Origin of the sequence: Streptomyces sp. NPDC001536 (genome assembly GCF_042894505.1) — a bacterium.
Lineage (GTDB): Bacteria > Actinomycetota > Actinomycetes > Streptomycetales > Streptomycetaceae > Streptomyces.
In genome coordinates this window covers 121380-147871 of the sequence record NZ_JBIAVQ010000017.1, presented here as the reverse complement: position 1 = coordinate 147871, position 26492 = coordinate 121380, and the positions used below count along the sequence as shown (strand labels likewise).

The following is a 26492-nucleotide window of genomic DNA, read 5'->3' as shown; positions in this document are numbered from 1 at the left end:
CCTCATGCGTCTCGTACGCCTGCTGGGACGCCTGCGTCTAGTGAGCCGACCGCGTGCGTTTGCCCCGTACCGTATATGGGTTCGCTGAGGAAACGGCAGCGCCGGTAGGCTCTGACCACAGGCGCAGCCGTTTTTTAAGCCCACCCTTATCGACACAACGAAGGACGATCGTGCTCATTGCCGGGTTCCCCGCCGGGGCCTGGGGGACGAACTGTTATCTCGTCGCCCCCGCCGCCGGTGAGGAGTGCGTGATCATCGACCCGGGCCATCAGGCCGCCCAGGGAGTCGAAGAGGCGCTGAAGAAGCATCGGCTCAAGCCCGTCGCCGTCGTCCTCACCCATGGCCACATCGACCATGTGGCCTCGGTCGTCCCGGTCTGCGGAGCGCACGACGTACCCGCGTGGATCCACCCCGAGGACCGGTTCATGATGAGCGACCCGGAGAAGGCGCTCGGCCGCACCCTCGGGATGCCGCTCATGGGCGAGCTGACCGTGGGGGAGCCGGACGACGTCAAGGAGCTGACCGACGGAGCGAAGCTGGAGCTGGCGGGACTGGAGCTCACCGTGGCGCACGCGCCCGGCCATACCAGGGGGTCGGTGACCTTCGGCATGCCCGAGTCGGCGGACATCCCGCCGCTTCTCTTCTCGGGCGACCTGCTGTTCGCCGGCTCCATCGGACGCACCGATTTCCCCGGTGGCTCCATGGACGACATGCTCGAGTCCCTGGCCCGCGTGGTCCTGCCGCTCGACGACTCGACCGTGGTGCTGCCCGGCCACAACGAGCACACGACCATCGGCCGTGAGCGTGCCACCAATCCGTATCTGCGGCAGGTGGCCGCCGGCCTGGGAGCGGATGTCGACGCTCCCCGACGAGGAATGTGACGAACCTTCCGTGAGCACCTTCAAGGCCCCCAAGGGCACGTACGACCTCATCCCGCCGGACAGCGCGAAGTTCCTCGCGGTCCGCGAGGCGATCGCGGCCCCGCTGCGCAACTCCGGCTACGGCTACATCGAGACACCCGGCTTCGAGAGCGTCGAGCTCTTCGCGCGCGGTGTCGGTGAGTCCACCGACATCGTGACGAAGGAGATGTACGCCTTCGAGACCAAGGGCGGCGACCGGCTCGCCCTGCGCCCCGAGGGCACGGCCTCCGTGCTGCGCGCGGCGCTGGAAGCCAACCTTCACAAGGCGGGCAACCTCCCCGTCAAGCTCTGGTACTCGGGCTCGTACTACCGCTACGAGCGCCCGCAGAAGGGCCGCTACCGCCACTTCTCCCAGGTGGGCGCCGAGGCGATCGGTGCGGAGGACCCGGCGCTGGACGCCGAGCTGATCATCCTGGCCGACCAGGCGTACCGCTCGCTGGGGCTGCGCGACTTCCGCATCCTCCTCAACAGCCTGGGCGACAAGGAGTGCCGTCCGGTGTACCGGGAGGCGCTCCAGAACTTCCTGCGGGGGCTCGACCTCGACGAGGAGACGCTGCGCCGCGCGGACATCAACCCCCTGCGGGTCCTGGACGACAAGCGCGAGGCCGTCCAGAAGCAGCTGACGGGCGCACCCCTGTTGCGGGACTACCTCTGCGACGCCTGCAAGGCGTACCACGAGGAGGTCCGTGAACTGATCACCGCGGCGGGCGTCGCCTTCGAGGACGACCCCAAGCTGGTGCGCGGCCTGGACTACTACACCCGTACGACCTTCGAGTTCGTCCACGACGGTCTGGGCTCCCAGTCCGCGGTGGGCGGCGGCGGCCGCTACGACGGCCTGTCCGAGATGATCGGCGGCCCCGCGCTGCCGTCGGTGGGCTGGGCACTGGGCGTCGACCGCACGGTCCTGGCGCTGGAGGCGGAGGGCGTCGACCTCGAACTCCCCTCCACGACCAGCGTGTTCGCGGTCCCGCTGGGCGAGGAGGCCCGTCGCGTCCTCTTCGCGAAGGTCACCGAGCTGCGCAAGGTGGGCATCGCGGCCGACTTCTCCTACGGTGCCAAGGGCCTCAAGGGCGCCATGAAGAACGCCAACCGCAGCGGCGCCCGCTACACGGTCGTCGCCGGCGAACGCGACCTCGCCGAGGGCGTCGTCCAGCTCAAGGACATGGAGTCCGGTGAGCAGACGGCGATCGGCGTCAACGAGATCGTGGCCGAGCTGGAGGCCCGGCTCGGCTAGTACGGCGTGGTGAGGCGCCGGGTCCCTCCAAGGGACCCGGCGCCTTCGTCATTGGTCCAGCAGCCCGTACCGCATCGCACTCGTCACCGCCGCCGTCCGGTCGTCCACCCCCAACTTGCCGAAGACCCGCAGCAAGTGCGTCTTCACCGTCGACTCCCCGATGTACAGCCGCCGCCCGATCTCCGCGTTGGTGCACCCCTCCGCCACCAGCCGCAGCACAGCCGTCTCGCGATCGGACAGCCGTGGACGTTCCGGCTTGGTCCGCAGTTGGTCCACCAGGCGGGCCGCCACCGACGGCGCCAGTACGGTCTCGCCGCGGGCAGCGGCCCGTACCGCCTCCGCCAGCTCCCCGCGGGGCAGGTCCTTGAGCAGGTAGCCCGCCGCTCCCGCCTCCACGGCCCGCAGGATGTCGCGGTCCGTCTCGTACGTCGTGAGGACGATCACCCGGCACGGCAGCCCCGCCGCGGCCATCCGCTCGATCGAGTCCACACCCCCGCCGCCCGGCATCCGCAGGTCCATCAGCACGATGTCGGGCCGGAGCTCCGCCGCCAGCGCCTCGGCCTGGGGGCCGCTCGACGCGTCGGCGACCACCTCCAGGTCCGGCTCGGCGCTCAGCATGGCCCGCAGCCCTTCCCGTACGACGGGGTGGTCGTCGGCCAGGACGATCCGGATCACGATGAGCTCCTCACGGGCGGTACGGGCAGTCGGACGGTGACCGTGGTGCCGACGTCCGGGGTGCTGTCCACCCGGGCGGTCCCGCCGACCTCGGCCGCCCGGGCGCGCAGCCCCGCCAGTCCGTAGCCGTCGGTCACGGACGAGGGGTCGAAACCGCGGCCGTCGTCCCGTACGGACACCGTCAGTGTCTCCTCGGCATACGTCAGGGCGATCCCGACGGACGCCGAACTCCCCGCGTGCTTACGGGCGTTCGACAAGGCCTCCTGGCAGGAGCGCAGGGCCACCACCTCGGCCCCGGCAGGCGACGGCCGCACCGGACCCGTCACCTCCAGCGTCGCCGCGTGGCGGTCGGCGAGTCGACGCAGCGCGTCGGGGAGCGAGGCGCCGTCCAGGTCCGCCGGTGCCGCTCCGGCGACCAGCGCGCGTGCCTCGGCCAGGTTCTGCCGGGCCGTCTCGTCCATGAGCGCCAGATGGCGGCGGGCCTGCGGCACGTCGCACTCCAGCTCCGCCTCGACCGCCTGGACCAGCATCAGCAGGCTGGTGAAGCCCTGGGCGAGCGTGTCGTGGATCTCCCGGGCCATCCGCTCCCGCTCGGCCAGCGCCCCGTGCGCCGCCGACAGCCGCGACACCTCGTGTCGGCTCGCGTCCAGCTCCGCGATCAGCTCGGCCCGCTCCTGGCTCTGCTCGATGATCCGGATGATCCAACTGCCGAGGGCCATCGAGAAGACGAAGGTGACGACGGCGAACATCGAGTTGAAGAAGACCTCCTGGTTGCTCGGCCACCACAACAGGGCCCAGCCCACGACCGGCACGAGGTTGATGACGGCCACGGCCCCCAGTGCCCACCGGACGCGCAGCGTCATGAAGCACGGCGGTACGAGCGCGAACGTCATCAGCCGTGTCTCGCCGACCAGCACCGCCGACGGCAGGAACAGGGCCATCATGGCCGCCAGGAAAACCAACGCCCGGCGCTCGTCCGGCGGATCGCCCCGCAGGATGGGGCGCCCGACCACGACGTACAGCGGGATCAACGGCACGAGCAGCGCCGCCGCCGTGACACGGACCGGCCACCCCGGGAAGTCCGTGCCGAGCACGAACACCGAGGTGGCCAGCCAGACGATCGCGAAGTACGTGTCCCAGAGCCGGAACGAGCGGTCCCAGGTGTAGGCGCCCACCAGCCCGGAGGGGATCCTCATCCGTCGCGCCGGTTCTTCCACCGGAAGGTCAGCAGGCACAGCAGCAATCCTCCGACGCACCAGGCCCCCAGGACCAGGGCGACACGGCCGAACTCCCAGCCGCCGGCCTGTTCGACGACCTGTGCCGAGTCCGGCAGGAACACCCCGCGCAGACCCTGGCACATCCACTTCAGGGGGAACAGGGCACCGATGTTCAGCATCCAGTCCGGGATGGTGTCGATCGCTATGTACACCCCGGAGATGAACTGGAGGACCAGGAAGGGCAGGACGACCACGGACGTGGCGCTCTTGCCGGACTTGGGGACCGAACTGATCGCGATGCCCAGCAGGGCGCACGCCGTCAGTCCGAGGACGAAGATCCAGGTGAAGTGGAACCAGCGCGTGGCGTCCGAGGGCAGGTCGACGTCGTACAGCGTGGTGCCGACGAGCAGCAGGATCGCCGTCTCCATCAGACCGGTGACCAGAACCAGCCAGATCTTGCCGAGGAAGTACGAGGCCGGCGGCATGGGGGTGCCACGGAGCCGGCGCAGCACCTTCTCGTCGCGCTCGATGGCGATCGAGATGCCGAGGGACTGGAAACTCGTCGACATGATGCCGGCGGCCATCATCGCGGGGACGTAGAGCTGCGAGGCCGTGATGCCGGCGCCCTCCACGTCGTCACCGAAGATCGACGCGAACAGGAACAGGAAGACGACCGGGAAGGCGAAGGTGAACACCACCTGGTCGCGCTGCCGGAAGAACTGCCTGAGCTCCAGGGCGCCGCGCCGGAGGCCGATGCCGAAGGCGCCGGGCAGCCGCTCGGCGACCGCGTCCGGGCGTGTCCGTACGACGGTCGTGGTCATCGTGCGTCCTCCTGTCCGGTCAGCCGGAGGTAGACGTCCTCCAGCGTGGGGCGGCTCACCCGCAGCCCCGGGATCTCGCCGTCGAAGCGGTGCGCGAGCTCGGCGACCGTGCGGGTCGGGGTGGCCGTCCGCTCGGTGCGCGGGGCGCCGTCCGGCTCGGTCCACTCGACGGTGGCCTCGGTGCCGTACCGGTCCCGCAGCGCGGCCGGGCGGCCCTCGGCGACGATCCGCCCCGCGGTCACCACGGCGAGGCGGTCGGCCAGGGCCTCCGCCTCCTCCAGGTAGTGCGTGGTGAGCAGGATGGTCGTGCCCTCGTCGGACAAGGTGCGGATCAGGTCCCAGAACTGACGCCGGGCCGCCGGGTCGAAGCCGGTCGTCGGCTCGTCCAGGAGCAGCAGTTCGGGACCGCCGATCACACCGAGCGCCACGTCGAGACGGCGGCGCTGCCCGCCCGACAGCGCCTTGATCCGGCTGCCCGCCTTCGCCTCCAACCCCACCAGACCGATGACCTCCTCCGGGTCACGCGGCTTGGGGTAGTAGCCGGCGAAATGCCGTACGGTCTCGCGGACCGTCAACTCGGCGGGCGCGGATTCGTCCTGCCAGACGATTCCGACACGTGAGCGCCACACGCGTGTGCCCTTCGCCGGATCCGCGCCCAGCACCCGGACCTCGCCCGCGTCCCGGCTCCGGTTGCCCTGGAGGATCTCCACCGTGGTGCTCTTGCCCGCGCCATTGGGCCCCAGCAGGCCGAACACCTCGCCCCTGCCGATGCCGAGATCGATACCGTCGACCGCGGTCACGTCGCCGTACTGCTTGCGCAGCCCCCGTACGTCCACCGCGAGTCCGTTCGCGTGTGTTGTCATACCTTCGAGCCTGGGCCGGAACCCAACGCTCAGGGACGACCGGGCGTACTTCCTTATGTCCACCGAACGGTGGACACGGCCCCGTGTACGGCACAATGGCCCCTGCCCGAAGAAGGTCCAACTCTCAAGCAGACGGAATCGGCGTGATGAGCAAGACCACAGTCAAAGACGTCTCCACCGAGCCCGAGCCGGAGCGGACGGCCGCTGAGCCACGGTCGGTGGGTGGCAGCCGTGCCTTCGCCGTCATGCTGGTGCTCACCGGCGCGGCCGGACTGCTCGCGGCGTGGGTCATCACGATCGACAAGTTCAAGCTCCTCGAGGCCAAGGTCGAGGGCAAGACCTTCACCCCGGGGTGCAGCCTGAACCCCGTCGTCTCCTGCGGCAGCGTCATGGAGAGCGACCAGGCCCACGCCTTCGGGTTCCCCAACCCGATGCTCGGCCTCGTCGCCTACGGCATCGTCATCTGCGTCGGCATGAGCCTGCTGGGCCGCGCCCGCTTCCCGCGCTGGTACTGGCTGACCTTCAACGCGGGCACCCTCTTCGGTGTCTCCTTCTGCGCCTGGCTGATGTTCCAGTCGCTGTACCGGATCAACGCGCTGTGCCTGTGGTGCTCCCTGGCCTGGGTCGCGACGATCATCATGTTCTGGTACGTGACCTCGTTCAACGTGCGCAACGGCTTCCTGCCCGCCCCGCGCTGGCTGAAGGGCTTCTTCGGCGAGTTCACCTGGGTGCTGCCGGTCCTGCACATCGGGATCATCGGCATGCTGATCCTGACGCGCTGGTGGGACTTCTGGACCAGCTGATCCCCGGGCCTTCCGAGGGCCCGGCCGGATTGTCAGTGCGGTGAACTAGGGTTTTGGACGTGGAGCCCGACCTGTTCACCGCAGCCGCAGAAGAACGCCAGGAGAAAGACCCCGCGGGGAGTCCCCTGGCGGTGCGGATGCGCCCGCGCACCCTCGACGAGGTGGTGGGCCAGCAGCATCTGCTGAAGCCCGGCTCGCCCCTGCGCCGTCTCGTCGGCGAGGGCACGGGCGGCCCGGCGGGCCCGTCCTCGGTGATCCTGTGGGGCCCGCCCGGCACCGGGAAGACGACCCTCGCGTACGTCGTCTCCAAGGCCACCAACAAGCGCTTCGTCGAACTGTCGGCGATCACCGCGGGCGTCAAGGAGGTCCGCGCGGTCATCGAGGGAGCCCGCCGTGCCACCGGTGGGTACGGCAAGGAGACCGTCCTCTTCCTCGACGAGATCCACCGCTTCAGCAAGGCCCAGCAGGACTCCCTTCTCCCGGCCGTCGAGAACCGCTGGGTGACCCTGATCGCGGCGACCACCGAGAACCCGTACTTCTCGGTGATCTCCCCGCTGCTCTCCCGGTCCCTGCTGCTGACCCTCGAACCCCTCACGGACGACGACGTCAGAGGGCTCCTGAAGCGGGCGCTGAGCGACGAGCGCGGCCTCAAGGACGCCGTCACCCTCCCCGAGGACACCGAGGAGCACCTCCTGCGGATCGCCGGCGGCGACGCCCGCCGGGCCCTGACCGCCCTGGAGGCCGCCGCCGGGGCCGCGCTCGACAAGGGCGAGGCGGAGATCTCCCTCACCACGCTGGAGGAGACGGTCGACCGCGCGGCCGTGAAGTACGACCGCGACGGCGACCAGCACTACGACGTGGCCAGCGCCCTCATCAAGTCCATCCGCGGCTCGGACGTCGACGCCGCGCTGCACTACCTGGCCCGGATGATCGAGGCCGGCGAGGACCCCCGCTTCATCGCCCGCCGTCTGATGATCTCCGCCAGCGAGGACATCGGCCTCGCCGACCCCAACGCCCTCCCCATAGCGGTGGCCGCCGCGCAGGCCGTCGCCATGATCGGCTTCCCCGAGGCCGCCCTCACCCTCAGCCACGCCACCATCGCCCTCGCGCTCGCCCCCAAGTCCAACGCCGCGACCATGGCGATCGGCGCCGCCATGGAGGACGTACGCAAGGGCCTGGCCGGCTCCGTGCCGCCCCATCTGCGCGACGGGCACTACAAGGGCGCCGCCAAGCTCGGCCACGCGCAGGGGTACGTGTATCCGCACGATCTGCCCGAGGGAATCGCCGAGCAGCAGTACGCCCCGGACGCCCTCAAGGACCGCGAGTACTACACGCCGACCAGGCACGGCGCCGAGGCGCGGTACGCGGACGCGGTCGAGTGGACCCGGCAGCACCTCGGTCGCAAGCGGTCCTGAGCGCCCTGTAGACTCCCTCGGAGTGCTGCGTCCTGTGCAGTCAGAACAGGACAGTCAGCCGGAGTCCGGTCCTCGGATCGGCTCCAGGAGCGTCGCGCACCGTTCGATTGGTGTCGCGGGCAGCCCACCACCACTCGTCGCAGGACGGGACCGGTCGGTGGGCCACTCGCGTGCTGCACGTATGTGCCCAGACCAGGGGAGCGGCTGCCCACCAGGCCCGGCAACGGACCCGGAGGGTTTCCCCGGCTGCGGATGCGACCTCCCTCAACCCTGACAAGCCGTAGAAACAGACAAGGAAGATCAAGTGGCGAATCAGTCCCGCCCCAAGGTCAAGAAGTCGCGTGCCCTCGGTATCGCGCTGACCCCGAAGGCCGTCAAGTACTTCGAGGCCCGTCCCTACCCCCCGGGTGAGCACGGCCGCGGCCGCAAGCAGAACTCGGACTACAAGGTCCGTCTGCTGGAGAAGCAGCGTCTGCGTGCGCAGTACGACGTGTCCGAGCGTCAGCTCGTCCGCGCCTACGAGCGTGCCTCCAAGGTGCAGGGCAAGACCGGTGAGGCCCTGATCATCGAGCTCGAGCGCCGTCTCGACGCGCTGGTCCTGCGTTCGGGCATCGCCCGCACGATCTACCAGGCCCGCCAGATGGTCGTCCACGGCCACATCGAGGTCAACGGCGGCAAGGTCGACAAGCCGTCGTTCCGCGTCCGTCCCGACGACGTCGTGATGGTCCGCGAGCGCAGCCGTGAGAAGACCCTCTTCTCCATCGCCCGTGAGGGCGGCTTCGCCCCCGAGGGTGAGACCCCGCGCTACCTCCAGGTGAACCTCAAGGCCCTGGCGTTCCGCCTGGACCGTGAGCCGAACCGCAAGGAGATCCCGGTGATCTGCGACGAGCAGCTCGTCGTCGAGTACTACGCCCGCTGATCACCAGCAGGACGTAGGACACGCACCACCTCAGCCCGCCGTCTCCCCGCCCTTCCGGGTGGGCGAGGCGGCGGGCTTTTGCATGGCCACGGCGCCCTGAGCGTGCCGTGCCGGTCCGCGCGGCGCGGGCAGCGCGTCCGGGATCCGCCCCAGCGCCCGGGCCACGGCCGCGTCCCGGCCGAGCCGGCCCCCTGTCCGTACGCACTCCGCGTACCGCTCGTCGCCCAGGTCCTCGCGGGCCATCGCCTCGCACAGCTCGTGCGGCGCGTTGTAGTGGGCGGAGCCGAACAGCGGCAGACCCACCGAGGGCCACATCGCGGCGGCGGCGCCCTGGAGGACCGCGGCCTCCGCGCTGTCGCCCTGGGCCGCCGTGACCAGGGCCAGCAGTTCGATCGACAGCACCGAGCCGAGCAGATCGCGGAAGGCGTGGGCGGCGCCCAGACAATCGGTCAGCAGCGTGCGGGCCGCCGCCGGATCGCCCTCGCTCCAGGCCGCGTACGCCAGCACGTACAGCGCGTACGACCTCGTCCAGCTCTCGCCGTGGTCCTCACAGACCCGGCGGACGTCCTGGCACAGCTGCACCGCCCCCGGCAGATCGCCCTGGAACGCCCGCGTCATCGCCAGCTCCACCTGGCCCATCAGGACATTGCTGTTGAGTTCGCCGATCTCCCGGTACCGCTCCAGCGCCGAGCGCAGCAGCGTCTCCGCGCGGGCCATGTCGTCGCTGATCAGGGCCAGACAGCCGGCGCGGTGCTCGGCGTACGCCACCGCCGTCGGGTTCGCGGACCGCTCCGCCTCCTCCCGGCACTCGTGGAGCGCGGCCAGCGCCGCCACCGTGTCGCCCTGGAGGATCGCCACGTAGCCGAGCACCCACAGGGCCTTGAGCCGGGACAGTTCGTTGTCGGACTCCAGCCGCACGGCCTGCTCCAGCCAGTGCCGGCCCTCCGAGAGCCGTCCGCAGCCGACCCAGCAGAACCAGAGGGAACCCGCGAGGTACTGGCCCAGATGCGCCTCGTCCGGGTCGGCCAGGCAGTGGTCCAGGGCGTACCGCAGATTCGGCAGTTCCGCCTCGATGCGCGCGGCCACCTCGGTCTGCCGCGGGGAGAACCAGTCCAGCTCGCACCAGGTCGCCAGGCCCAGGTACCAGTCGCGGTGCCGGCGCCGCAGCCGGTCCGCGTCCCCGGTCGCCTCCAGCCACTCGGCGCCGTACACCCGGACCGTGTCCAGCATCCGGTAGCGCACGCCCGTCGCTGTCTCCTCGCGCCCGACCACGGACTGCGTGAGCAGTTCCGTCAGGACGTCGAGGACATCCTGCTCGGCCAGCCCGGCGCCACTGCACACGTACTCCACGGCCTCCAGGTCGAACGGCCCGGCGAACACCGACAGACGCGACCACAGCAGCCGCTCCTGAGGCGTGCACAGCTCATGGCTCCAGCCGATCGCCGTACGCAGCGTCCGATGCCGGGGCAGCGAGTCCCGCCCACCGCCGGTCAGCAGCCGGAACCGGTCGTCGAGCCGCTCCAGCAACTGACCGGGGGACAGGGCCCGCAGCCGCCCGGCGGCCAGCTCGACGGCGAGCGGGATGCCGTCGAGGCGCCGGCACAGTTCCCGTACGTCGGCATCGGCGGCGACGGCCACGCCCTGCCGCCGCGCCCGGTCCACGAAGAGCTCCACGGCCTCCGCCTCGGCGAGCGGCTCCAGCGCGAACACCCGCTCGCCCGCCACGGACAGCGGTCGGCGGCCCACGGCCAGCACCCTGAGCCCCGGCACCCGGTGCAGCAGATCCGTCACCAGCTCGGCGCAGGCGTCCACCAGATGCTCGAACCCGTCGAGAACCAGCAGGAGTTCACGCCCCGGCTCCGCCAGGTGCGCGAGCAGGATCTCGCGCGGCAGCCGTGTGGTGTGGTCGGTCAGCCCCAGCGCCTCCACGACCGCGAAGTCGACGAACTCCGGATCGCGCACCGACGCCAGGTCGACCCGCCACGCCCCGTGCCGGAGCGCCGCCCGCGCCGCCAGCCGGGACTTGCCGATGCCCCCGGCGCCGGTCAGGGTCACCAGCCGCGAGCTCTCCAGAGCCAGACAGAGTGCGGTGAGTTCGGCCGAGCGGCCCACGAACGCGTCCAGTTCGAGGGGGAGATTGCCGTCGTAGAGCCGATCGTCACGCATGGAACACGGAGCGTACTGAAGCGTGTTCGGTCCGTACAATCGCTTCGGGCGACTCCGCCCGCGCGCGCACGGTAATCCGGTGCGGAGCCCCGCCCGCGGCGCGATAGGCTCACCGCACGACTTTTTCGATGTTCAGGCACGTATACGGGAGCGGGTGCGTAGTGTCCGGTGGCGAGGTGGCCGGGATCCTGGTGGCCGTCTTCTGGGCGATCCTGGTCTCCTTCCTCGCCGTCGCGCTGGCGAGGCTGGCCCAGACGCTCAGGGCGACCACGAAGCTGGTGGCGGACGTGACCGATCAGGCCGTCCCGCTCCTGGCGGACGCCTCCTCGGCGGTCCGCTCCGCGCAGACCCAGATCGACCGGGTGGACGCGATCGCCTCGGACGTCCAGGAAGTCACCTCCAACGCCTCCGCGCTGTCCACCACCGTCGCCTCCACCTTCGGCGGCCCCCTGGTCAAGGTCGCGGCCTTCGGATACGGCGTGCGCAGGGCGATCAGCGGCCGCAAGGACGACGTGCCCGTCAAGGCACCCCGGCGTACCGTGATCGTGGGCCGCACCGTTCCGGCGTCACGACGGAGCAAGCGGAAGAAGGACTGAGACCTAGCGATGTTCCGCCGTACGTTCTGGTTCACCTCGGGCGTCGCCGCCGGTGTGTGGGCCACCACCAAGGTCAACCGCAAGCTGAAGCAGCTGACCCCCGAGAGCCTCGCCGCGACCGCAGCGAACAAGGCGCTCGAGGCCGGTCACCGCATCAAGGACCGCGCGGTCGGCTTCGCGCTCGACGTCCGCGACAACATGGTCCAGCGGGAGGAAGAACTCGGCGACGCACTGGGGCTGAACGCCCCGGTCGACCCCGAACTCCCCGCGCCCCGGCGGTACGCCGCCATCGAGAACCGCAACAACCCGAAGTACGTCGAGGGATCGACGTACCGGACGTACCCGTACAACCGAAACGAGGACCACTGATGGAGTCGGCCGAGATCCGCCGCCGCTGGCTGAGCTTCTACGAGGAGCGCGGTCACACCGTCGTCCCTTCGGCGTCGCTCATCGCGGACGACCCGACTCTGCTCCTGGTCCCCGCCGGCATGGTCCCCTTCAAGCCGTACTTCCTCGGTGAGGTCAAGCCGCCGTGGGCGCGCGCGACCAGCGTGCAGAAGTGCGTGCGTACGCCCGACATCGAAGAGGTCGGCAAGACCACCCGGCACGGCACGTTCTTCCAGATGTGCGGCAACTTCTCCTTCGGCGACTACTTCAAGGAAGGCGCCATCAAGTACGCCTGGGAGCTGCTCACCACGCCCCAGGACAAGGGTGGTTACGGCCTGGAGCCGGAGAAGCTCTGGATCACCGTCTACCTGGAGGACGACGAGGCCGAGCGCATCTGGCACGAGGTCGTCGGGGTGCCGAAGGAGCGCATCCAGCGCCTCGGCATGAAGGACAACTACTGGTCCATGGGCGTCCCCGGACCCTGTGGCCCCTGTTCCGAGATCAACTACGACCGCGGCCCCGAGTTCGGCGTCGAGGGCGGCCCCGCCGTCAACGACGAGCGGTACGTGGAGATCTGGAACCTCGTCTTCATGCAGTACGAGCGCGGCGAGGGCATCGGCAAGGACAACTTCGAGATCCTCGGCGAGCTCCCCAGCAAGAACATCGACACGGGCCTCGGCCTGGAGCGTCTCGCGATGATTCTGCAGGGCGTGCAGAACATGTACGAGATCGACACCTCGATGGCCGTCATCAAGAAGGCCACCGAGCTGACCGGTGTCGCCTACGGCGACGCCCACGAGTCGGACGTCTCCCTGCGCGTGGTCACCGACCACATGCGGACCTCCGTGATGCTCATCGGCGACGGCGTGACCCCCGGCAACGAGGGCCGTGGTTACGTCCTGCGCCGCATCATGCGCCGCGCCATCCGCAACATGCGCCTCCTCGGCGCCACCGGTCCGGTCGTCCACGACCTGGTCGACACCGTCATCGCGATGATGGGCCAGCAGTACCCCGAGCTCGTCACCGACCGCGAGCGCATCGAGAAGGTCGCCCTCGCCGAGGAGGCCGCCTTCCTCAAGACGCTGAAGGCCGGCACCAACATCCTCGACACCGCCGTCACCGAGACCAAGGCCTCCGGTGGCAAGGTCCTCGCCGGCGACAAGGCGTTCCTGCTCCACGACACCTGGGGCTTCCCGATCGACCTCACCCTGGAGATGGCCGCCGAGCAGGGGCTGTCCGTGGACGAGGACGGCTTCCGCCGTCTGATGAAGGAGCAGCGGGAGCGCGCCAAGGCGGACGCCCAGGCCAAGAAGACCGGCCACGCGGGTGCCGGTGCCTACCGCGAGATCGCGGACAAGGTCGGCGAGACCGAGTTCATCGGGTACGCGGACACCGAGGGCGAGTCCACGATCGTCGGCATCCTCGTCGACGGTGCCTCCTCGCCGGCCGCCACCGAGGGCGACGAGGTCGAGATCGTCCTGGACCGCACCCCGTTCTACGCCGAGGGCGGCGGTCAGATCGGTGACACCGGCAGGATCAAGGTCGACTCCGGTGCCGTCATCGAGATCCGCGACTGCCAGAAGCCGGTCCCGGGCGTCTACGTCCACAAGGGCGTCGTCCAGTTCGGCGAGGTCACCGTCGGTGCCAAGGCCCACGCCTCGATCGACTCCCGCCGCCGTACGGCCATCGCCCGAGCCCACTCGGCCACCCACCTCACCCACCAGGCCCTGCGCGACGCGCTCGGCCCGACGGCCGCCCAGGCCGGTTCCGAGAACCAGCCCGGCCGCTTCCGCTTCGACTTCGGCTCGCCGTCCGCCGTTCCCACGGCCGTGATGACCGACGTCGAGCAGAAGATCAACGAGGTGCTCGCCCGCGACCTCGATGTGCACGCCGAGATCCTGAGCCTCGACGAGGCCAAGAAGCAGGGCGCCATCGCCGAGTTCGGCGAGAAGTACGGCGAGCGCGTCCGTGTCGTCACCATCGGCGACTTCTCCAAGGAGCTGTGCGGCGGCACCCATGTGCACAACACCTCGCAGCTCGGCCTGGTCAAGCTGCTCGGAGAGTCGTCGATCGGCTCGGGTGTGCGCCGTATCGAGGCGCTCGTCGGCGTCGACGCCTACAACTTCCTCGCCCGTGAGCACACGGTCGTCGCCCAGCTCCAGGAGCTGATCAAGGGCCGCCCGGAGGAGCTCCCGGAGAAGGTCTCCGCCATGCTCGGCAAGCTGAAGGACGCCGAGAAGGAGATCGAGAAGTTCCGCGCCGAGAAGGTCCTCCAGGCCGCGGCCGGTCTCGCCGAGTCCGCCAAGGACGTCCGCGGCATCGCCGTGGTCACCGGTCAGGTCCCGGACGGCACCACCGCCGACGACCTGCGCAAGCTGGTCCTCGACGTACGCGGCCGCATCCAGGGCGGTCGGGCCGCGGTCGTGGCGCTGTTCACCACGGTCAACGGCAAGCCGCTCACGGTCATCGCCACCAACGAGGCCGCCCGTGAGCGTGGCCTCAAGGCCGGCGACCTGGTCCGTACGGCCGCCAAGACCCTCGGCGGCGGCGGTGGCGGCAAGCCGGACGTCGCCCAGGGCGGCGGCCAGAACCCGGCGGCGATCGGCGAGGCCGTCGAGGCCGTCGAGCGGCTGGTCACGGACACCGCGAAGTGACGATGCGCACAGGCCGCCGACTCGCCATCGACGTCGGGGACGCCCGGATCGGGGTCGCCTCGTGCGACCCCGACGGGATCCTCGCCACTCCGGTGGAGACGGTCCCCGGCCGGGACGTCCCGGCCGCCCATCGACGGTTGAAGCAGATCGTCGAGGAGTACGAGCCGATCGAGGTCGTCGTCGGTCTCCCTCGCTCCCTCAAGGGGGGCGAGGGCCCGGCGGCGGTCAAGGTCAGGGCCTTCGCCCAGGAGCTGGCGAAGGGCATCGCGCCGATTCCGGTACGCCTGGTGGACGAGCGGATGACGACCGTGACGGCCAGCCAGGGACTGCGCGCCTCGGGTGTGAAATCCAAGAAGGGCCGCTCCGTCATCGACCAGGCAGCCGCTGTGATCATCCTCCAGCAGGCGCTCGAATCCGAACGGGTGTCAGGTAAAGCACCCGGAGAGAGCGTCGAAGTGGTCATCTGATCGCGATACGGTAACGTTCCGCGCGACTGCGGCGCTGTTCGAACAGATGCCGCACAGAGAGAGGCGGAACTGATGCCGGGCCACAAGCCGCGCGACCGCCGCCTCGCGGCTCTAGGGGATCGATGACTGAGTATGGCCGGGGCCAGGAAGGCTCCGAACCGTGGCATCCGCAGGACCCGTACTACGGGGACGGCGGATGGGAAGGGCAGCAGGGCCACGACGCCCAGCAAGCTGCCTACGGCGGCCAGCCGCAGCACTATCCGCAGCAGCCGCAGCAGCCCGAGTACGGCGACTGGGGCACCGGCCAGCAGGCCGACTACGGTCAGGCGCAGCAGCAGTACCAGCAGCAGTACGGCCAGCAGCAGTACGACCCGCAGCAGAGCTACGACCAGCAGCAGTACGCGGCCCAGCAACAGCAGAACCAGCAGTACGACAACAACGGCTGGGGCACCGGGACGCACACGCACGTCCAGTACACGGACCCGTCGGACCCCTACGGCCAGCAGGCCGCCGCGTACGGCACCGGGGAGCAGCCGGACTACTACGGCACCCCCGACGCCTACCCGCCGCCGGAGCCCCCGAGCCGCCGGCGCACCGAGCCCGAACCGCAGCGGGCGGACTGGGATCCCGGCCCCGACCAGGGCGAACACGCCTTCTTCGCGGGCGGCGGTGACGACGAGGACGACACCGACGACACCGATGACCAGGGCGGACGCGGCGACCGCAGGGGGCGCGGCGGCAAGAAACCGAAGAAGCGGCGCAGTGGCTGTGCCTGCCTGGTGGTCCTGCTGGTGTTCGGCGGCGGGGTCGGTGGCGTGGGCTACTTCGGCTATCAGTTCTACCAGGATCGTTTCTCTTCGGCTCCGGACTACGCGGGCGACGGTACGAGTGCGACGGTGTCGGTCGTGGTCCCGAAGGGCGCCAACGGCGCGGACATGGGGCGCCTGCTCAAGGAGGCAGGCGTCGTCAAGAGCGTCGACGCCTTCGTGTCCGCGTTCACGCAGAACGACGATTCGGGCCGTATCCAGGCCGGTGCCTATGTGATGAACAAGGAGATGTCGGCCAAGAGCGCGGTGGAGCTGATGCTCGACCCGAAGAGCCAGAACGCCGTCATGGTCACGCCGGGGCAGCGCAATATCGCCGTCTACAAGATGATCGACGACAAACTCGGTCTCAAATCGGGTGCCACCAGAAAGGCCGCAGAGGCCAAGTACAAGAGCCTCGGACTTCCGGACTGGGCGGAAGACAACAGCGAGATGAAGGATCCGCTGGAGGGCTTCCTGCACCCGGGCACCTATCCCGCCGCCGACGGCATGAAGCCCGAGACGGTTCTGAAGGAGATGGTGTCCGCGGCCACGAAGAAGTACGCCGCGCTCAACCTGGAAGCCAAGGCCAAGGCGCTGAAGCTGGACAGCCCCATGGAGATCATCACGATCGCGAGCCTTGTCCAGGCCGAGGGCAAGACCACGAGCGACTACCGCAGGATGGCGGAAGTGGTCTACAACCGCCTCGACTACTCGAACCCGCAGACCTACGGCTTCCTCCAGTTCGACTCGACCTTCAACTACGCGAAGAACGAGAGCAACATCGACATCAGCGAGTCGGAGATCAACAAGGACAAGGACCCGTACAACACGTACACCAACAAGGGTCTGCCGCCCGGCCCGATCGGGAACCCGGGTGACAACGCGATCAAGTCGACGCTGAATCCGACCGACGACGGTTGGTACTACTTCGTGGCGACCGACGGCGTGAGCAAGACCGAATTCGCCAGGACGCACGAAGAATTCCAGAGACTCAAGGACAAGTTCGATGCAAGCAGGGGCAACTGACGCCCGCCGGGCCGCCGTGCTCGGTTCGCCCATCGCTCATTCTCTCTCGCCGGTGCTGCACCGTGCCGCGTACGAGAAGCTGGGGCTCACGGGCTGGTCGTACGACCGGTTCGAGGTCGATGAGGCCGCGCTGCCCGGGTTCTTCGCGGAGCTCGGGCCGGAGTGGGCCGGGCTGTCGTTGACGATGCCCCTCAAGCGGGCCGTCATCCCGCTGCTCGACGAGATCAGCGAGACGGCGGCCTCGGTCGAGGCTGTCAACACGGTCGTGTTCGCCGAGGGCGGCCGCCGCGTCGGCGACAACACCGACATCCCCGGCATGGTCGCCGCCCTGCGCGAGCACGGCATCGACAAGGTCGACACCGCCGCGATCCTGGGCGCCGGAGCCACCGCTTCCTCCGCCCTGGCCGCCCTGGCCCGCATCTGCACCGGCGAGGTCACCGTGTATGTGCGCAGCGGAGCCCGCGCCGCCGAGATCCGGCAGTGGGCCGAGCGGCTGGATGTGGCGGTGCGTATCGCCGACTGGTCGGACGCCGAGCAGGCGCTGAGCGCCCCGCTGGTCATCGCGACCACCCCCGCCGGGCCCACCGACGAGCTGGCTCCGCGCATCCCCGAACGCCCCGCAGCGCTCTTCGACGTCCTTTACGATCCCTGGCCCACCACGCTCGCCGCTCGTTGGTCGGCGTACGGCGGGGCCGTCATCAGCGGCCTCGACCTGCTCGTGCACCAGGCCGTGCTCCAGGTCGAGCAGATGACGGGGTGTTCTCCCGCGCCGCTGGCGGCGATGCGGGCAGCGGGTGAACGGAGTCTGGCGCGCGGCTGAGTGCACGCTTCGCGAAATGCTGTGACCACGAGCTCGGAATCCCCTATTCCGTTTGATCGGGCCATGACACGCAAAGCTGTTATGATCCATTTCTCGATCACTGTCGGAGGGGAATTGTGATGAAGAGGCGCATTCTTTCTGTCGCGGCCGCGCTCGGAATGGCAGGCGTTGTCGGGGTGATCGGTGCCACCCCGGCGGCCGCGGCCGCGTCGACTCCTGAAGCGGCGTGCGGTTCGGGCTACTACGTGCTGGAGTCCCACACGGTCGGCTTCGACACCACCACGAACAAGCCCGCCGCGCGAGTGTCGCTCCTGTACAACGCCTCTTCCGGCAACAACTGCGTGGTGACCATGCATATCAATGGGTACGTCGGTGAGGCCAACCTCACCGAGGCCGGAATTCTCGTGCAAGGCGGAACCTGGAAGCGGGACAAGGGCACCTACAGCTACTACGCGGGTCCTGTTTACGCGTCTGCGGCCAACAAGTGCGTGAAGTACACGGGCGGTATCGAGTACGTCGACAACGGCATTTTCTGGGACAGTTACACCAGTGCCTTCGGCCACTGCGGCTGACCGGGCATGCAGATGGCATCCGGCAAGAGCGAGATATTCGAGGCCGTACTGAAGTTCATGCCCGACTGGGTGCAGATCACGGTGCTCGCCCTGGTCGTGCTCGCGGTGCTCGTGTCCTGGGGCATCAAGCTCAAGCGCAAGATCGACTACCGGCGTGCGCTGCGCAGTGGTCAGCCGGTCCACGCGGCGGCGCAGTACGGGCAGCGCAGCGGCGCCGACTACCTCGGTGCGTACGCGCCCCAGCAGCAGCCGGCCCCGCCGCAGCCGACGTCCGCCCAGCAGAGCGGTGCCGACTTCCTGGGGGCCTACGCGCCGCAGAACCGGCAGGGGAACGGTTCCGTCTGAGCCGTTCCGGTGCGCATCCGTCCGCCTGATGGACCAGCGGCGGGAGGAGCGGGCCGGACATGGGAGGATCGAAGGTGGCGGGCCGGGGCCGCGCACCCGGTCGCGCCATTGCCGTACGCGAGGACGCGCGTACGCAGGGCAGTACGAGGGCGCGAGCACTGAGGAGCACCGTTGAGCAGGTTGCGCTGGCTGACCGCGGGGGAGTCCCACGGCCCCGCACTCGTCGCGACGCTGGAGGGCCTTCCCGCCGGCGTGCCGATCACCACGGAGATGGTGGCGGACCACCTCGCCCGGCGCCGCCTCGGTTATGGACGCGGTGCCCGGATGAAGTTCGAGCAGGACCAGGTCACCTTCCTCGGCGGCGTCCGGCACGGCCTCAGCCTCGGTTCCCCGGTCGCGATCATGGTGGGCAACACCGAGTGGCCCAAGTGGGAGCAGGTCATGTCCGCCGACCCGGTCGACGAGGAGATCCTCGCCGGGCTCGCGCGCAACGCTCCGCTGACCCGCCCGCGCCCCGGTCACGCCGACCTCGCCGGCATGCAGAAGTACGGCTTCGACGAGGCCCGCCCGATCCTGGAGCGTGCCTCGGCCCGCGAGACGGCGGCGCGGGTGGCGCTGGGTGCGGTGGCCCGGTCGTACCTCAAGGAGACGGCCGGCATCGAGATCGTCAGCCATGTCGTCGAGCTGTGCTCCGTGAAGGCCCCGCAGGGTGTGTACCCGACCCCGGCCGACGTCGAGAAGCTGGACGCCGACCCGCTGCGCTGCCTGGACGCGGACGCGTCGAAGGCGATGGTGGCCGAGGTCGACCAGGCCCACAAGGACGGCGACACCCTCGGTGGCGTGGTCGAGATCCTGGCCTACGGCGTCCCCGTGGGCCTCGGCTCGCATGTGCACTGGGACCGCAAGCTGGACGCCCGCCTGGCCGGTGCGCTCATGGGCATCCAGGCCATCAAGGGCGTCGAGCTCGGCGACGGCTTCGAGCTGGCGCGGGTGCCCGGCTCCAAGGCGCACGACGAGATCGTCAACACCCCCGAGGGCATCCGCCGCGTCTCCGGCCGCTCCGGCGGCACCGAGGGCGGCCTGACCACGGGCGAGCTGCTGCGGGTACGCGCCGCGATGAAGCCGATCGCGACCGTCCCGCGCGCCCTGCAGACCGTGGACGTCACCACCGGCGAGGCCGCCCAGGCCCACCACCAGCGCTCCGACGTCTCCGCGGTCCCCGCCGCCGGCATCGTCGCCGAGGCCATGGTCGCCCTGGTCCTCGCGGACGCCGTCGCGGAGAAGTTCGGCGGCGACTCGGTCCCCGAGACCCGCCGCAACGTCCAGTCGTACCTCGAGCACCTGGCCATCCGATGACCGGTCCCCAGGTGGTGCTGGTCGGCCCGATGGGCGTGGGCAAGTCCACCGTCGGGCAGCTGCTGGCCGGGCGGCTGGGCGTCGGCTACCGGGACACCGACGACGACATCGTCGCCGAGCAGGGCCGGACCATCGCCGAGATCTTCGTCGACGAGGGCGAGCCGGTCTTCCGGGCGATCGAGAAGGCCGCCGTGCACAAGGCGCTCGCCGAGCACGACGGGGTCCTCGCCCTCGGCGGCGGCTCGATCCTCGACGAGGACACCCGCGCGCTGCTCGCGGGCCAGCGCGTCGTCTACCTCTCGATGGACGTCGAGGAAGCGGTCAAGCGCACCGGCCTCAACACCGCCCGTCCGCTGCTCGCGGTCAACCCGCGCAAGCAGTGGCGCGAGCTGATGGAGGCGCGGCGGCACCTCTACGAGGGCATCGCCACGGCGGTCGTCGCCACCGATGGCCGTACGCCCGAAGAAGTCACCCAAGCCGCCCTGGACGCACTGGAGTTGAAGGAAGCATGAGCGAGGCAGTGACGCGGATCCAGGTCGGCGGCACCGCGGGCAGCGAGCCGTACGAGGTCCTGGTGGGCCGTCAACTCCTGGGCGAGCTCGGTGCGTTGGTCGGTCCCAAGGCCAAGCGGGTCGCGGTGATCCACCCCGAGGCGCTCGCCGAGACCGGTGAGGCGCTGCGGGCCGACCTCGCCGAGCAGGGCTTCGAGGCGGTCGCCATCCAGGTGCCCAACGCGGAGGAGGCCAAGACCGCCGAGGTCGCCGCCTACTGCTGGAAGGCGCTCGGCCAGTCCAACTTCACCCGCTCCGATGTCGTCGTCGGTGTGGGCGGCGGCGCGACCACCGACCTCGCCGGTTTCGTGGCCGCGACCTGGCTGCGCGGTGTCCGCTGGATCGCGATCCCCACCACCGTCCTGGCCATGGTGGACGCGGCCGTCGGCGGCAAGACCGGCATCAACACCGCCGAGGGCAAGAACCTCGTCGGCGCCTTCCACCCGCCGGCCGGTGTGCTGTGCGACCTGGCCGCGCTGGACTCCCTGCCGGTCAACGACTACGTCTCCGGCCTCGCCGAGATCATCAAGGCCGGTTTCATCGCCGACCCGGTGATCCTGGACCTCATCGAGTCGGACCCGCAGGCCGCGCGCACCCCGGCGGGCCCGCACACGTCCGAGCTGATCGAGCGTGCCATCCGGGTCAAGGCCGAGGTCGTCTCCGCGGACCTCAAGGAGTCGGGTCTGCGGGAGATCCTCAACTACGGTCACACGCTGGCCCACGCCATCGAGAAGAACGAGCGGTACAAGTGGCGGCACGGCGCCGCCGTCGCCGTAGGCATGCACTTCGCCGCCGAACTCGGCCGTGTCGCGGGCCGGTTGGACGACGCCACGGCGGACCGGCACCGCACGGTCCTGGAGTCGGTCGGCCTGCCGCTGCACTACCGCTACGACCAGTGGCCCAAGCTGCTGGAGACCATGAAGGTCGACAAGAAGTCCCGCGGCGACCTGCTGCGCTTCATCGTCCTGGACGGACTGGGCAAGCCCACCGTCCTGGAGGGCCCCGACCCGGCCGTGCTGCTCGCCGCGTACGGCGAGGTGGGCGAGTAGTCCGCAGAGGAGCCGTCCGTCCGATTTGCCTTACGGGCACGGGCACTTAGGGCCGTCCCCGGCCGTTCACCAAACGGCGGCCGGGGACGGTACCGTTCGGTAAGGAGCGGGGTTCGTACCCTGCTGCCAGCGCCAATTGCCTGTACGAGACGGAGTGGCACCGGATGCAGCACGCAGTGGGTTCTCCGCTGCCGCCGCCCCACCAGCCGGGGCACGGACCGGCCGTCGGCTGGTCGCCGGCCGCACACCACCCGGGTTCCCACCCTCCGGGTGCGCACCAGGGTTCCGCCCCGGTGCCCCCACCGCCCCCGGCACCGGGCTTCGCCCCCCAGCCTCCCCATCCGCCGGCCCCTCCGGCCCCGGACACCACCGGCCATGTACCGCTGCCCCCCGGCGGCCCCGTCGCAGTCCCCGCGACCCCGCCCGCCCCGGCCGCGCCCGACCCCGCCGGCACGACCCTCGCGGTCCTGCTGATCGGCCCGGCGGGCGCCGGCAAGACGAGCGTCGCCAAGTACTGGGCGGACCACCGCCGGGTCCCCACCGCCCACATCAGCCTCGACGACGTCCGCGAATGGGTCCGCTCGGGCTTCGCCGACCCTCAGTCCGGCTGGAACGACCACTCCGAGGCCCAGTACCGCCTCGCCCGCCGCACCTGCGGCTTCGCCGCCCGCAACTTCCTCGCCAACGGCATCTCCTGCATCCTCGACGACGCCGTCTTCCCCGACCGCCCGGTGGTCGGCCTCGGCGGCTGGAAGCGGCACGTGGGCCCGGGCCTGCTCCCGGTGGTCCTCCTCCCCGGCCTGGAGATCGTCCTGGAACGCAACGCGGAACGCTCCGGCAACCGCCGCCTCACGGACGAGGAGGTCGCCCGCATCCACGGCCGCATGGCGGGCTGGTACGGCTCGGGTTTGCCGATCATCGACAATTCGCAGCTGGACGTCCCCCAGACGGCACGGGTACTGGACGACGTACTCGCCCGGTCCATTGCAAGCCCGCCTAGCTGGTGACACCTAAGGGGCGCGGGGAACTGCGCGACCAGCCCCCACCGGCCGTCAGTCGGCACACAGCCTGCAGAGGCACCCCATCCCCCGAACGGCACCCTCCCAACCAGCACAACTCGGACACCGCTCCTACGCTCGTGTCATGTCAGAGGTCTACGCGGCCCGCCGCACAAGGCTGAGGGAACGCTGCAACGCGGTCGGCAGCACGTCGGCCCTCATCTCCCGCCCCGCCAACGTGCGCTACCTCGCGGGCGCAGCCCCGCTCGGCGCCGTCCTGCTCCTCGGCAAGACCGAGGACCTGCTGGTGTGCTCCGGCCCACCGGACGACCGTCCTTCCGACGGCCGCCCGGACGAGGCCCTGAGACTGCACACCCTCCCCGGCGCCGGCGGCGATCCCGCCGTCGCGGCCGGTGACCTCGCCGCCGCACAGGGCGGCGACTCCCTGGCGGTGGAGGAACACCACCTCACCGTCGCCCGGCACAGAGCCATCCGCTCGGTCGTCCCGCGCCTGCGCCTCACCGACCTCGGCGGAGCCGTCGAGCAGCTCCGGATCGTCAAGGACGAGGAGGAGATCTCCTGCCTCCGCATCGGCGCGGAGATCGCCGACCAGGCCCTCGGGGAGCTCCTGGAGTCCATCCTCGTCGGCCGCACCGAACGGCACCTGGCTCTCGAACTGGAGCGGCGCCTCGTGGACCACGGCGCCGACGGCCCCGCGTTCCCCACCTCGGTCGCCACCGGGCCGAACTCGGGCCGACGGGCCCACCGCCCCACCGACCGCCGCGTCGAAGAAGGTGACTTTCTCTCCGTGTGCCTCGGGGCGACGTACCGCGGCTACCGTTGTGAGATCGGTCGTACCTTCGTGATCGGTACGTCGCCTGCGGACTGGCAGATCGAGCTGTACGACCTCGTCTTCGCTGCCCAGCGGGCCGGAAGGGAGGCTCTCGCACCCGGTGCGGCCTACCGCGATGTGGACCGCGCGGCCCGGCAGGCACTGGACTCCGCGGGGTACGCGGAGGGCCTTCCGGTGCTCACCGGACACGGCGTAGGGCTCGAAATCGACGAGGACCCGCAGCTGGCCCCCGCGGCCATGGGTAAACTGGACGCTTGCGTGCCGGTCACCGTCGAACCGGGGGTCCACCTCCCGGGCCGGGGCGGTGTCCGGATCGATGACACGCTCGTCGTACGCCCCGAGGCGGACGGCGGACCCGAGCTACTCACCATCACGACCAAGGAGCTGCTCGCCCTTTAGCCAGGTGCGTGCGCCGGGGTCGTCCACGTCAGTCCAGGAGATTCCGCAACCGTGGCTTCCACGAACGACCTCAAGAACGGCCTTGTGCTCAAGCTCGAAGGCGGCCAGCTCTGGTCCGTCGTCGAGTTCCAGCACGTCAAGCCCGGCAAGGGCCCGGCCTTCGTGCGCACCAAGCTCAAGAACGTGCTGTCCGGCAAGGTCGTCGACAAGACGTTCAACGCCGGCGTCAAGGTCGAGACGGCCACTGTCGACAAGCGCGACATGCAGTTCTCGTACATGGACGGCGAGTACTTCGTCTTCATGGACATGGAGACCTACGACCAGCTGATGATCGACCGCAAGACGGTCGCCGACGCCGCGAACTTCCTCATCGAGGGCTTCACGGCCACCGTCGCGCAGCACGAGGGCGAGGTGCTCTTCGTCGAGCTGCCGGCCGCCGTCGAGCTCGTCGTCCAGGAGACCGAGCCGGGCCTTCAGGGCGACCGCTCCACCGGTGGCACCAAGCCCGCCACCCTGGAGACCGGTCACCAGATCAACGTGCCGCTCTTCATCACCACCGGTGAGAAGATCAAGGTCGACACCCGCACGAGCGACTACCTCGGCCGGGTGAACAGCTAACCGTGGCTGCCCGCAACACGGCCCGCAAGCGCGCCTTCCAGATCCTCTTCGAGGGCGACCAGCGCGGCGTCGATGTCCTGACGGTCCTCGCGGACTGGATCCGGCTGTCCCGGGACGACACCCGGCAGCCGCCGGTCAGCGAGTACACGATGCAGCTGGTCGAGGGCTACGCGGAGCACGCGAAGCGCATCGACGAGCTGATCGCGCAGTACTCGGTCGGCTGGACACTCGACCGCATGCCGGTCGTGGACCGCAACATCCTGCGTCTCGGCGCGCACGAGCTGATCTGGGTCGACGCGACCCCGGACGCCGTCGTGCTGGACGAGATGGTGCAGCTGGCGAAGGAGTTCTCCACGGACGAGTCGCCGGCGTTCGTGAACGGCCTGCTGGGCCGTTTCAAGGACCTGAAGCCGTCTCTGCGTCGCGACGAGGCGTAAGAGGCCGCCAGGCCGCCAGAGGTACGACATGCCAGAGGGCCCGCAGCGTGAGCGCTGCGGGCCCTCTGGCATCCCGGTGCCCGCGAGGCCCCCGAGGGCCGCAGAAAGCCGCCGGGGTGGCCGGAACCATGAAGTCCGGCCACCCCGGCGGCACGTTTCTGCTGAGGCTGGAAGCGGCTCAGCTCTCCTCGTGGGAGACCGCGCGACGCGCGTCGGCGTCCAGGACGCCCCAGCTGATCAGCTGCTCGGTGAGGACCGAGGGCGACTGGTCGTAGATGACGGCGAGTGTGCGCAGGTCGTCCTGGCGGATCGAGAGCACCTTGCCGTTGTAGTCACCGCGCTGCGACTGGATCGTCGCGGCGTAGCGCTGGAGGGGGCCCGCCTTCTCGGCCGGCACGTGGGCCAGCCGCTCCAGGTCCAGGACCAGCTTCGGCGGCGGCTCCGCGGCTCCGCCCGGCGTGGTGCCCGGCAGCAGCTCCTGGACGGGTACGCCGTAGAAATCCGCCAACTCGGCGAGACGCTGCACGGTCACGGCACGGTCGCCACGCTCGTACGAACCGACCACGACCGCCTTCCAGCGTCCCTGGGACTTCTCCTCGACACCGTGGAGGGAAAGGCCCTGCTGGGTGCGGATGGCCCGGAGCTTGGCCCCGAGCTGTTTGGCGTATTCGCTGGACATATAGCTCCCCGGACACTGGATCAACGCGACTGGGGTTGTTTCCTGCCGCGCGTCTGGTAACTCACTGTGAGGTTACGCAGCGTGACTCTTGTGCGTCAAGCCGAATGGTCCACACCGACTCTTCCGTGAGCGTGGTGGCTGATTGGGCCAAGGGGGTGAACGGGGTGGTCGTCCCGGCCTGCTACCGTGGATGGCGCAATTCCGACGTCCTTTAAGGTCCGTCCCGTGAGGCGGAGAAGGAGGTCCGTTTCCATATGGACAAGCAGCAGGACACCCAGCAGGACACGTCGTCCGATGCCCGGCCCGTTCTCGAAGGCCCCGACATCGCACGCGTGTTGACCCGCATCGCCCACGAGATCGTCGAACGCGCCAAGGGCGCCGACGACGTGGTGCTCCTCGGCATTCCGACCCGCGGCGTCTTCCTCGCCCAGCGGCTCGCCGCCAAGCTCGAGGAGATCACCGAGCGCAAGATTCCGGTCGGTTCGCTCGACATCACCATGTACCGGGACGACCTGCGCATGCACCCGCCGCGCGCGCTGGCCCGCACCGAGATCCCCGGTGACGGCATCGACGGCCGCCTCGTCGTCCTCGTCGACGACGTGCTCTTCTCCGGCCGCACCATCCGCGCCGCCCTCGACGCCCTGAACGACATCGGGCGTCCGCGCGCGGTGCAGCTCGCGGTCCTCGTCGACCGCGGCCACCGCGAACTGCCCATCCGCGCCGACTACGTCGGTAAGAACCTCCCCACGTCGTTGCGGGAGACGGTCAAGGTCCTGCTCGCCGAGGAGGACGGTCGCGACACCGTGCTGCTCGGTGCCAAGCAGACCCAGTAGCAGGCCGACGGGG

The 26492-nt window shown here is 69.9% G+C and carries 27 protein-coding genes; 21 read left to right on the top strand and 6 right to left on the bottom strand.

Features of this window, described 5'->3' with window-relative positions:
- Nucleotides 1-170 precede the first annotated feature (170 nt).
- Complete coding sequence (locus ACFY0U_RS37175) at nt 171-881, top strand: MBL fold metallo-hydrolase (RefSeq protein ID WP_388643501.1); 711 nt, start codon at nt 171-173, stop codon at nt 879-881.
- A 10-nt stretch (nt 882-891) separates the two neighbouring features.
- On the top strand, nt 892-2154 hold the full coding sequence (gene hisS, locus ACFY0U_RS37170; RefSeq protein WP_388643499.1) for a histidine--tRNA ligase: 1263 nt from the start codon (nt 892-894) through the stop codon (nt 2152-2154).
- Nucleotides 2155-2202: 48 nt separating this feature from the next.
- Here hisS and ACFY0U_RS37165 read toward each other — a convergent pair whose 3' ends face one another.
- From ACFY0U_RS37165 to ACFY0U_RS37150, 4 genes are read right to left on the bottom strand one after another with little or no spacing between them, the layout of a single operon-like run.
- On the bottom strand, nt 2203-2829 hold the full coding sequence (locus ACFY0U_RS37165) for a response regulator (protein ID WP_388643496.1): 627 nt from the start codon (nt 2827-2829) through the stop codon (nt 2203-2205).
- Nucleotides 2826-4025: a sensor histidine kinase gene (locus tag ACFY0U_RS37160; RefSeq protein ID WP_388643494.1), complete on the bottom strand. Its 1200-nt coding sequence runs from the start codon at nt 4023-4025 to the stop codon at nt 2826-2828. The genes ACFY0U_RS37165 and ACFY0U_RS37160 overlap by 4 nt, the downstream gene beginning before the upstream one ends.
- On the bottom strand, nt 4022-4867 hold the full coding sequence (locus ACFY0U_RS37155) for an ABC transporter permease (protein ID WP_388643491.1): 846 nt from the start codon (nt 4865-4867) through the stop codon (nt 4022-4024). The genes ACFY0U_RS37160 and ACFY0U_RS37155 overlap by 4 nt, the downstream gene beginning before the upstream one ends.
- Nucleotides 4864-5730 (bottom strand): ABC transporter ATP-binding protein, encoded by an 867-nt coding sequence (locus ACFY0U_RS37150; protein ID WP_388643488.1) that lies wholly within the window; start codon nt 5728-5730, stop codon nt 4864-4866. Before ACFY0U_RS37150 ends, ACFY0U_RS37155 begins: the two co-directional genes overlap by 4 nt.
- A 146-nt stretch (nt 5731-5876) precedes the next feature.
- Here ACFY0U_RS37150 and ACFY0U_RS37145 point away from each other — a divergent pair, with 146 nt between their 5' ends.
- The 3 genes from ACFY0U_RS37145 (at nt 5877) to rpsD (ending at nt 8867) form a co-directional block, all read left to right on the top strand.
- On the top strand, nt 5877-6533 hold the full coding sequence (locus ACFY0U_RS37145; protein WP_388643485.1) for a vitamin K epoxide reductase family protein: 657 nt from the start codon (nt 5877-5879) through the stop codon (nt 6531-6533).
- A gap of 59 nt (nt 6534-6592) precedes the next feature.
- Complete coding sequence (locus tag ACFY0U_RS37140; RefSeq protein WP_388643482.1) at nt 6593-7948, top strand: replication-associated recombination protein A; 1356 nt, start codon at nt 6593-6595, stop codon at nt 7946-7948.
- 304 nt (nt 7949-8252) lie between these two features.
- Nucleotides 8253-8867: a 30S ribosomal protein S4 gene (gene rpsD, locus ACFY0U_RS37135; RefSeq protein WP_030053239.1), complete on the top strand. Its 615-nt coding sequence runs from the start codon at nt 8253-8255 to the stop codon at nt 8865-8867.
- Between the two features lie 30 nt (nt 8868-8897).
- On the opposite strand, the gene ACFY0U_RS37130 is transcribed toward rpsD, so the two are convergent.
- Entirely contained in the window at nt 8898-11033 is a 2136-nt protein-coding gene (locus ACFY0U_RS37130; protein WP_388643479.1) for an ATP-binding protein, read from the bottom strand.
- A 161-nt stretch (nt 11034-11194) separates the two neighbouring features.
- Here ACFY0U_RS37130 and ACFY0U_RS37125 point away from each other — a divergent pair, with 161 nt between their 5' ends.
- The 15 genes from ACFY0U_RS37125 (at nt 11195) to nusB (ending at nt 24967) form a co-directional block, all read left to right on the top strand.
- The gene (locus ACFY0U_RS37125; RefSeq protein ID WP_388643476.1) at nt 11195-11629 is read left to right on the top strand and encodes a DUF948 domain-containing protein; all 435 of its coding nucleotides are present in this window, start codon (nt 11195-11197) and stop codon (nt 11627-11629) included.
- Between the two features lie 9 nt (nt 11630-11638).
- A complete protein-coding gene (locus ACFY0U_RS37120; protein WP_388643474.1) occupies nt 11639-11998 on the top strand; it encodes a hypothetical protein in 360 nt (119 codons plus the stop codon).
- Nucleotides 11998-14670 (top strand): alanine--tRNA ligase, encoded by a 2673-nt coding sequence (gene alaS / locus ACFY0U_RS37115; RefSeq protein ID WP_388643472.1) that lies wholly within the window; start codon nt 11998-12000, stop codon nt 14668-14670. Before ACFY0U_RS37120 ends, alaS begins: the two co-directional genes overlap by 1 nt.
- A gap of 2 nt (nt 14671-14672) precedes the next feature.
- Nucleotides 14673-15137, top strand: coding sequence for a Holliday junction resolvase RuvX (gene ruvX / locus ACFY0U_RS37110; protein WP_388643663.1), 465 nt, complete (start codon nt 14673-14675; stop codon nt 15135-15137).
- Nucleotides 15138-15259: 122 nt separating this feature from the next.
- Entirely contained in the window at nt 15260-16969 is a 1710-nt protein-coding gene (gene mltG, locus ACFY0U_RS37105; protein WP_388643470.1) for an endolytic transglycosylase MltG, read from the top strand.
- Nucleotides 16950-17789 carry a shikimate dehydrogenase gene (locus tag ACFY0U_RS37100; protein ID WP_388643466.1) on the top strand — a complete coding sequence of 280 codons (840 nt, stop codon included), beginning with the start codon at nt 16950-16952 and terminating at the stop codon, nt 17787-17789. Before mltG ends, ACFY0U_RS37100 begins: the two co-directional genes overlap by 20 nt.
- Nucleotides 17790-17908: 119 nt before the next feature.
- Nucleotides 17909-18361 carry an acetyltransferase gene (locus ACFY0U_RS37095; RefSeq protein WP_388643464.1) on the top strand — a complete coding sequence of 151 codons (453 nt, stop codon included), beginning with the start codon at nt 17909-17911 and terminating at the stop codon, nt 18359-18361.
- A 6-nt stretch (nt 18362-18367) separates the two neighbouring features.
- Nucleotides 18368-18706 carry a hypothetical protein gene (locus ACFY0U_RS37090; protein ID WP_388643462.1) on the top strand — a complete coding sequence of 113 codons (339 nt, stop codon included), beginning with the start codon at nt 18368-18370 and terminating at the stop codon, nt 18704-18706.
- Between the two features lie 171 nt (nt 18707-18877).
- A complete protein-coding gene (aroC, locus tag ACFY0U_RS37085; protein ID WP_388643461.1) occupies nt 18878-20062 on the top strand; it encodes a chorismate synthase in 1185 nt (394 codons plus the stop codon).
- Nucleotides 20059-20574 (top strand): shikimate kinase, encoded by a 516-nt coding sequence (locus ACFY0U_RS37080; protein WP_388643459.1) that lies wholly within the window; start codon nt 20059-20061, stop codon nt 20572-20574. The genes aroC and ACFY0U_RS37080 overlap by 4 nt, the downstream gene beginning before the upstream one ends.
- Complete coding sequence (gene aroB, locus ACFY0U_RS37075; RefSeq protein WP_388643456.1) at nt 20571-21662, top strand: 3-dehydroquinate synthase; 1092 nt, start codon at nt 20571-20573, stop codon at nt 21660-21662. Before ACFY0U_RS37080 ends, aroB begins: the two co-directional genes overlap by 4 nt.
- A gap of 164 nt (nt 21663-21826) precedes the next feature.
- Nucleotides 21827-22669, top strand: coding sequence for a Pro-rich N-terminal domain-containing protein (locus ACFY0U_RS37070; RefSeq protein WP_388643454.1), 843 nt, complete (start codon nt 21827-21829; stop codon nt 22667-22669).
- Between the two features lie 136 nt (nt 22670-22805).
- Entirely contained in the window at nt 22806-23912 is a 1107-nt protein-coding gene (locus ACFY0U_RS37065) for an aminopeptidase P family protein (RefSeq protein WP_388643452.1), read from the top strand.
- A gap of 51 nt (nt 23913-23963) precedes the next feature.
- A complete protein-coding gene (efp, locus tag ACFY0U_RS37060; protein WP_046260055.1) occupies nt 23964-24530 on the top strand; it encodes an elongation factor P in 567 nt (188 codons plus the stop codon).
- Nucleotides 24531-24532: 2 nt separating this feature from the next.
- On the top strand, nt 24533-24967 hold the full coding sequence (gene nusB / locus ACFY0U_RS37055; RefSeq protein WP_046260054.1) for a transcription antitermination factor NusB: 435 nt from the start codon (nt 24533-24535) through the stop codon (nt 24965-24967).
- Between the two features lie 178 nt (nt 24968-25145).
- On the opposite strand, the gene bldD is transcribed toward nusB, so the two are convergent.
- Complete coding sequence (bldD, locus tag ACFY0U_RS37050) at nt 25146-25646, bottom strand: transcriptional regulator BldD (RefSeq protein ID WP_003956405.1); 501 nt, start codon at nt 25644-25646, stop codon at nt 25146-25148.
- A 254-nt stretch (nt 25647-25900) separates the two neighbouring features.
- On the opposite strand from bldD, the gene pyrR reads away from it, so the two are divergent.
- A complete protein-coding gene (gene pyrR / locus ACFY0U_RS37045; protein WP_388643449.1) occupies nt 25901-26479 on the top strand; it encodes a bifunctional pyr operon transcriptional regulator/uracil phosphoribosyltransferase PyrR in 579 nt (192 codons plus the stop codon).
- The last annotated feature ends 13 nt before the right edge of the window (nt 26480-26492 follow it).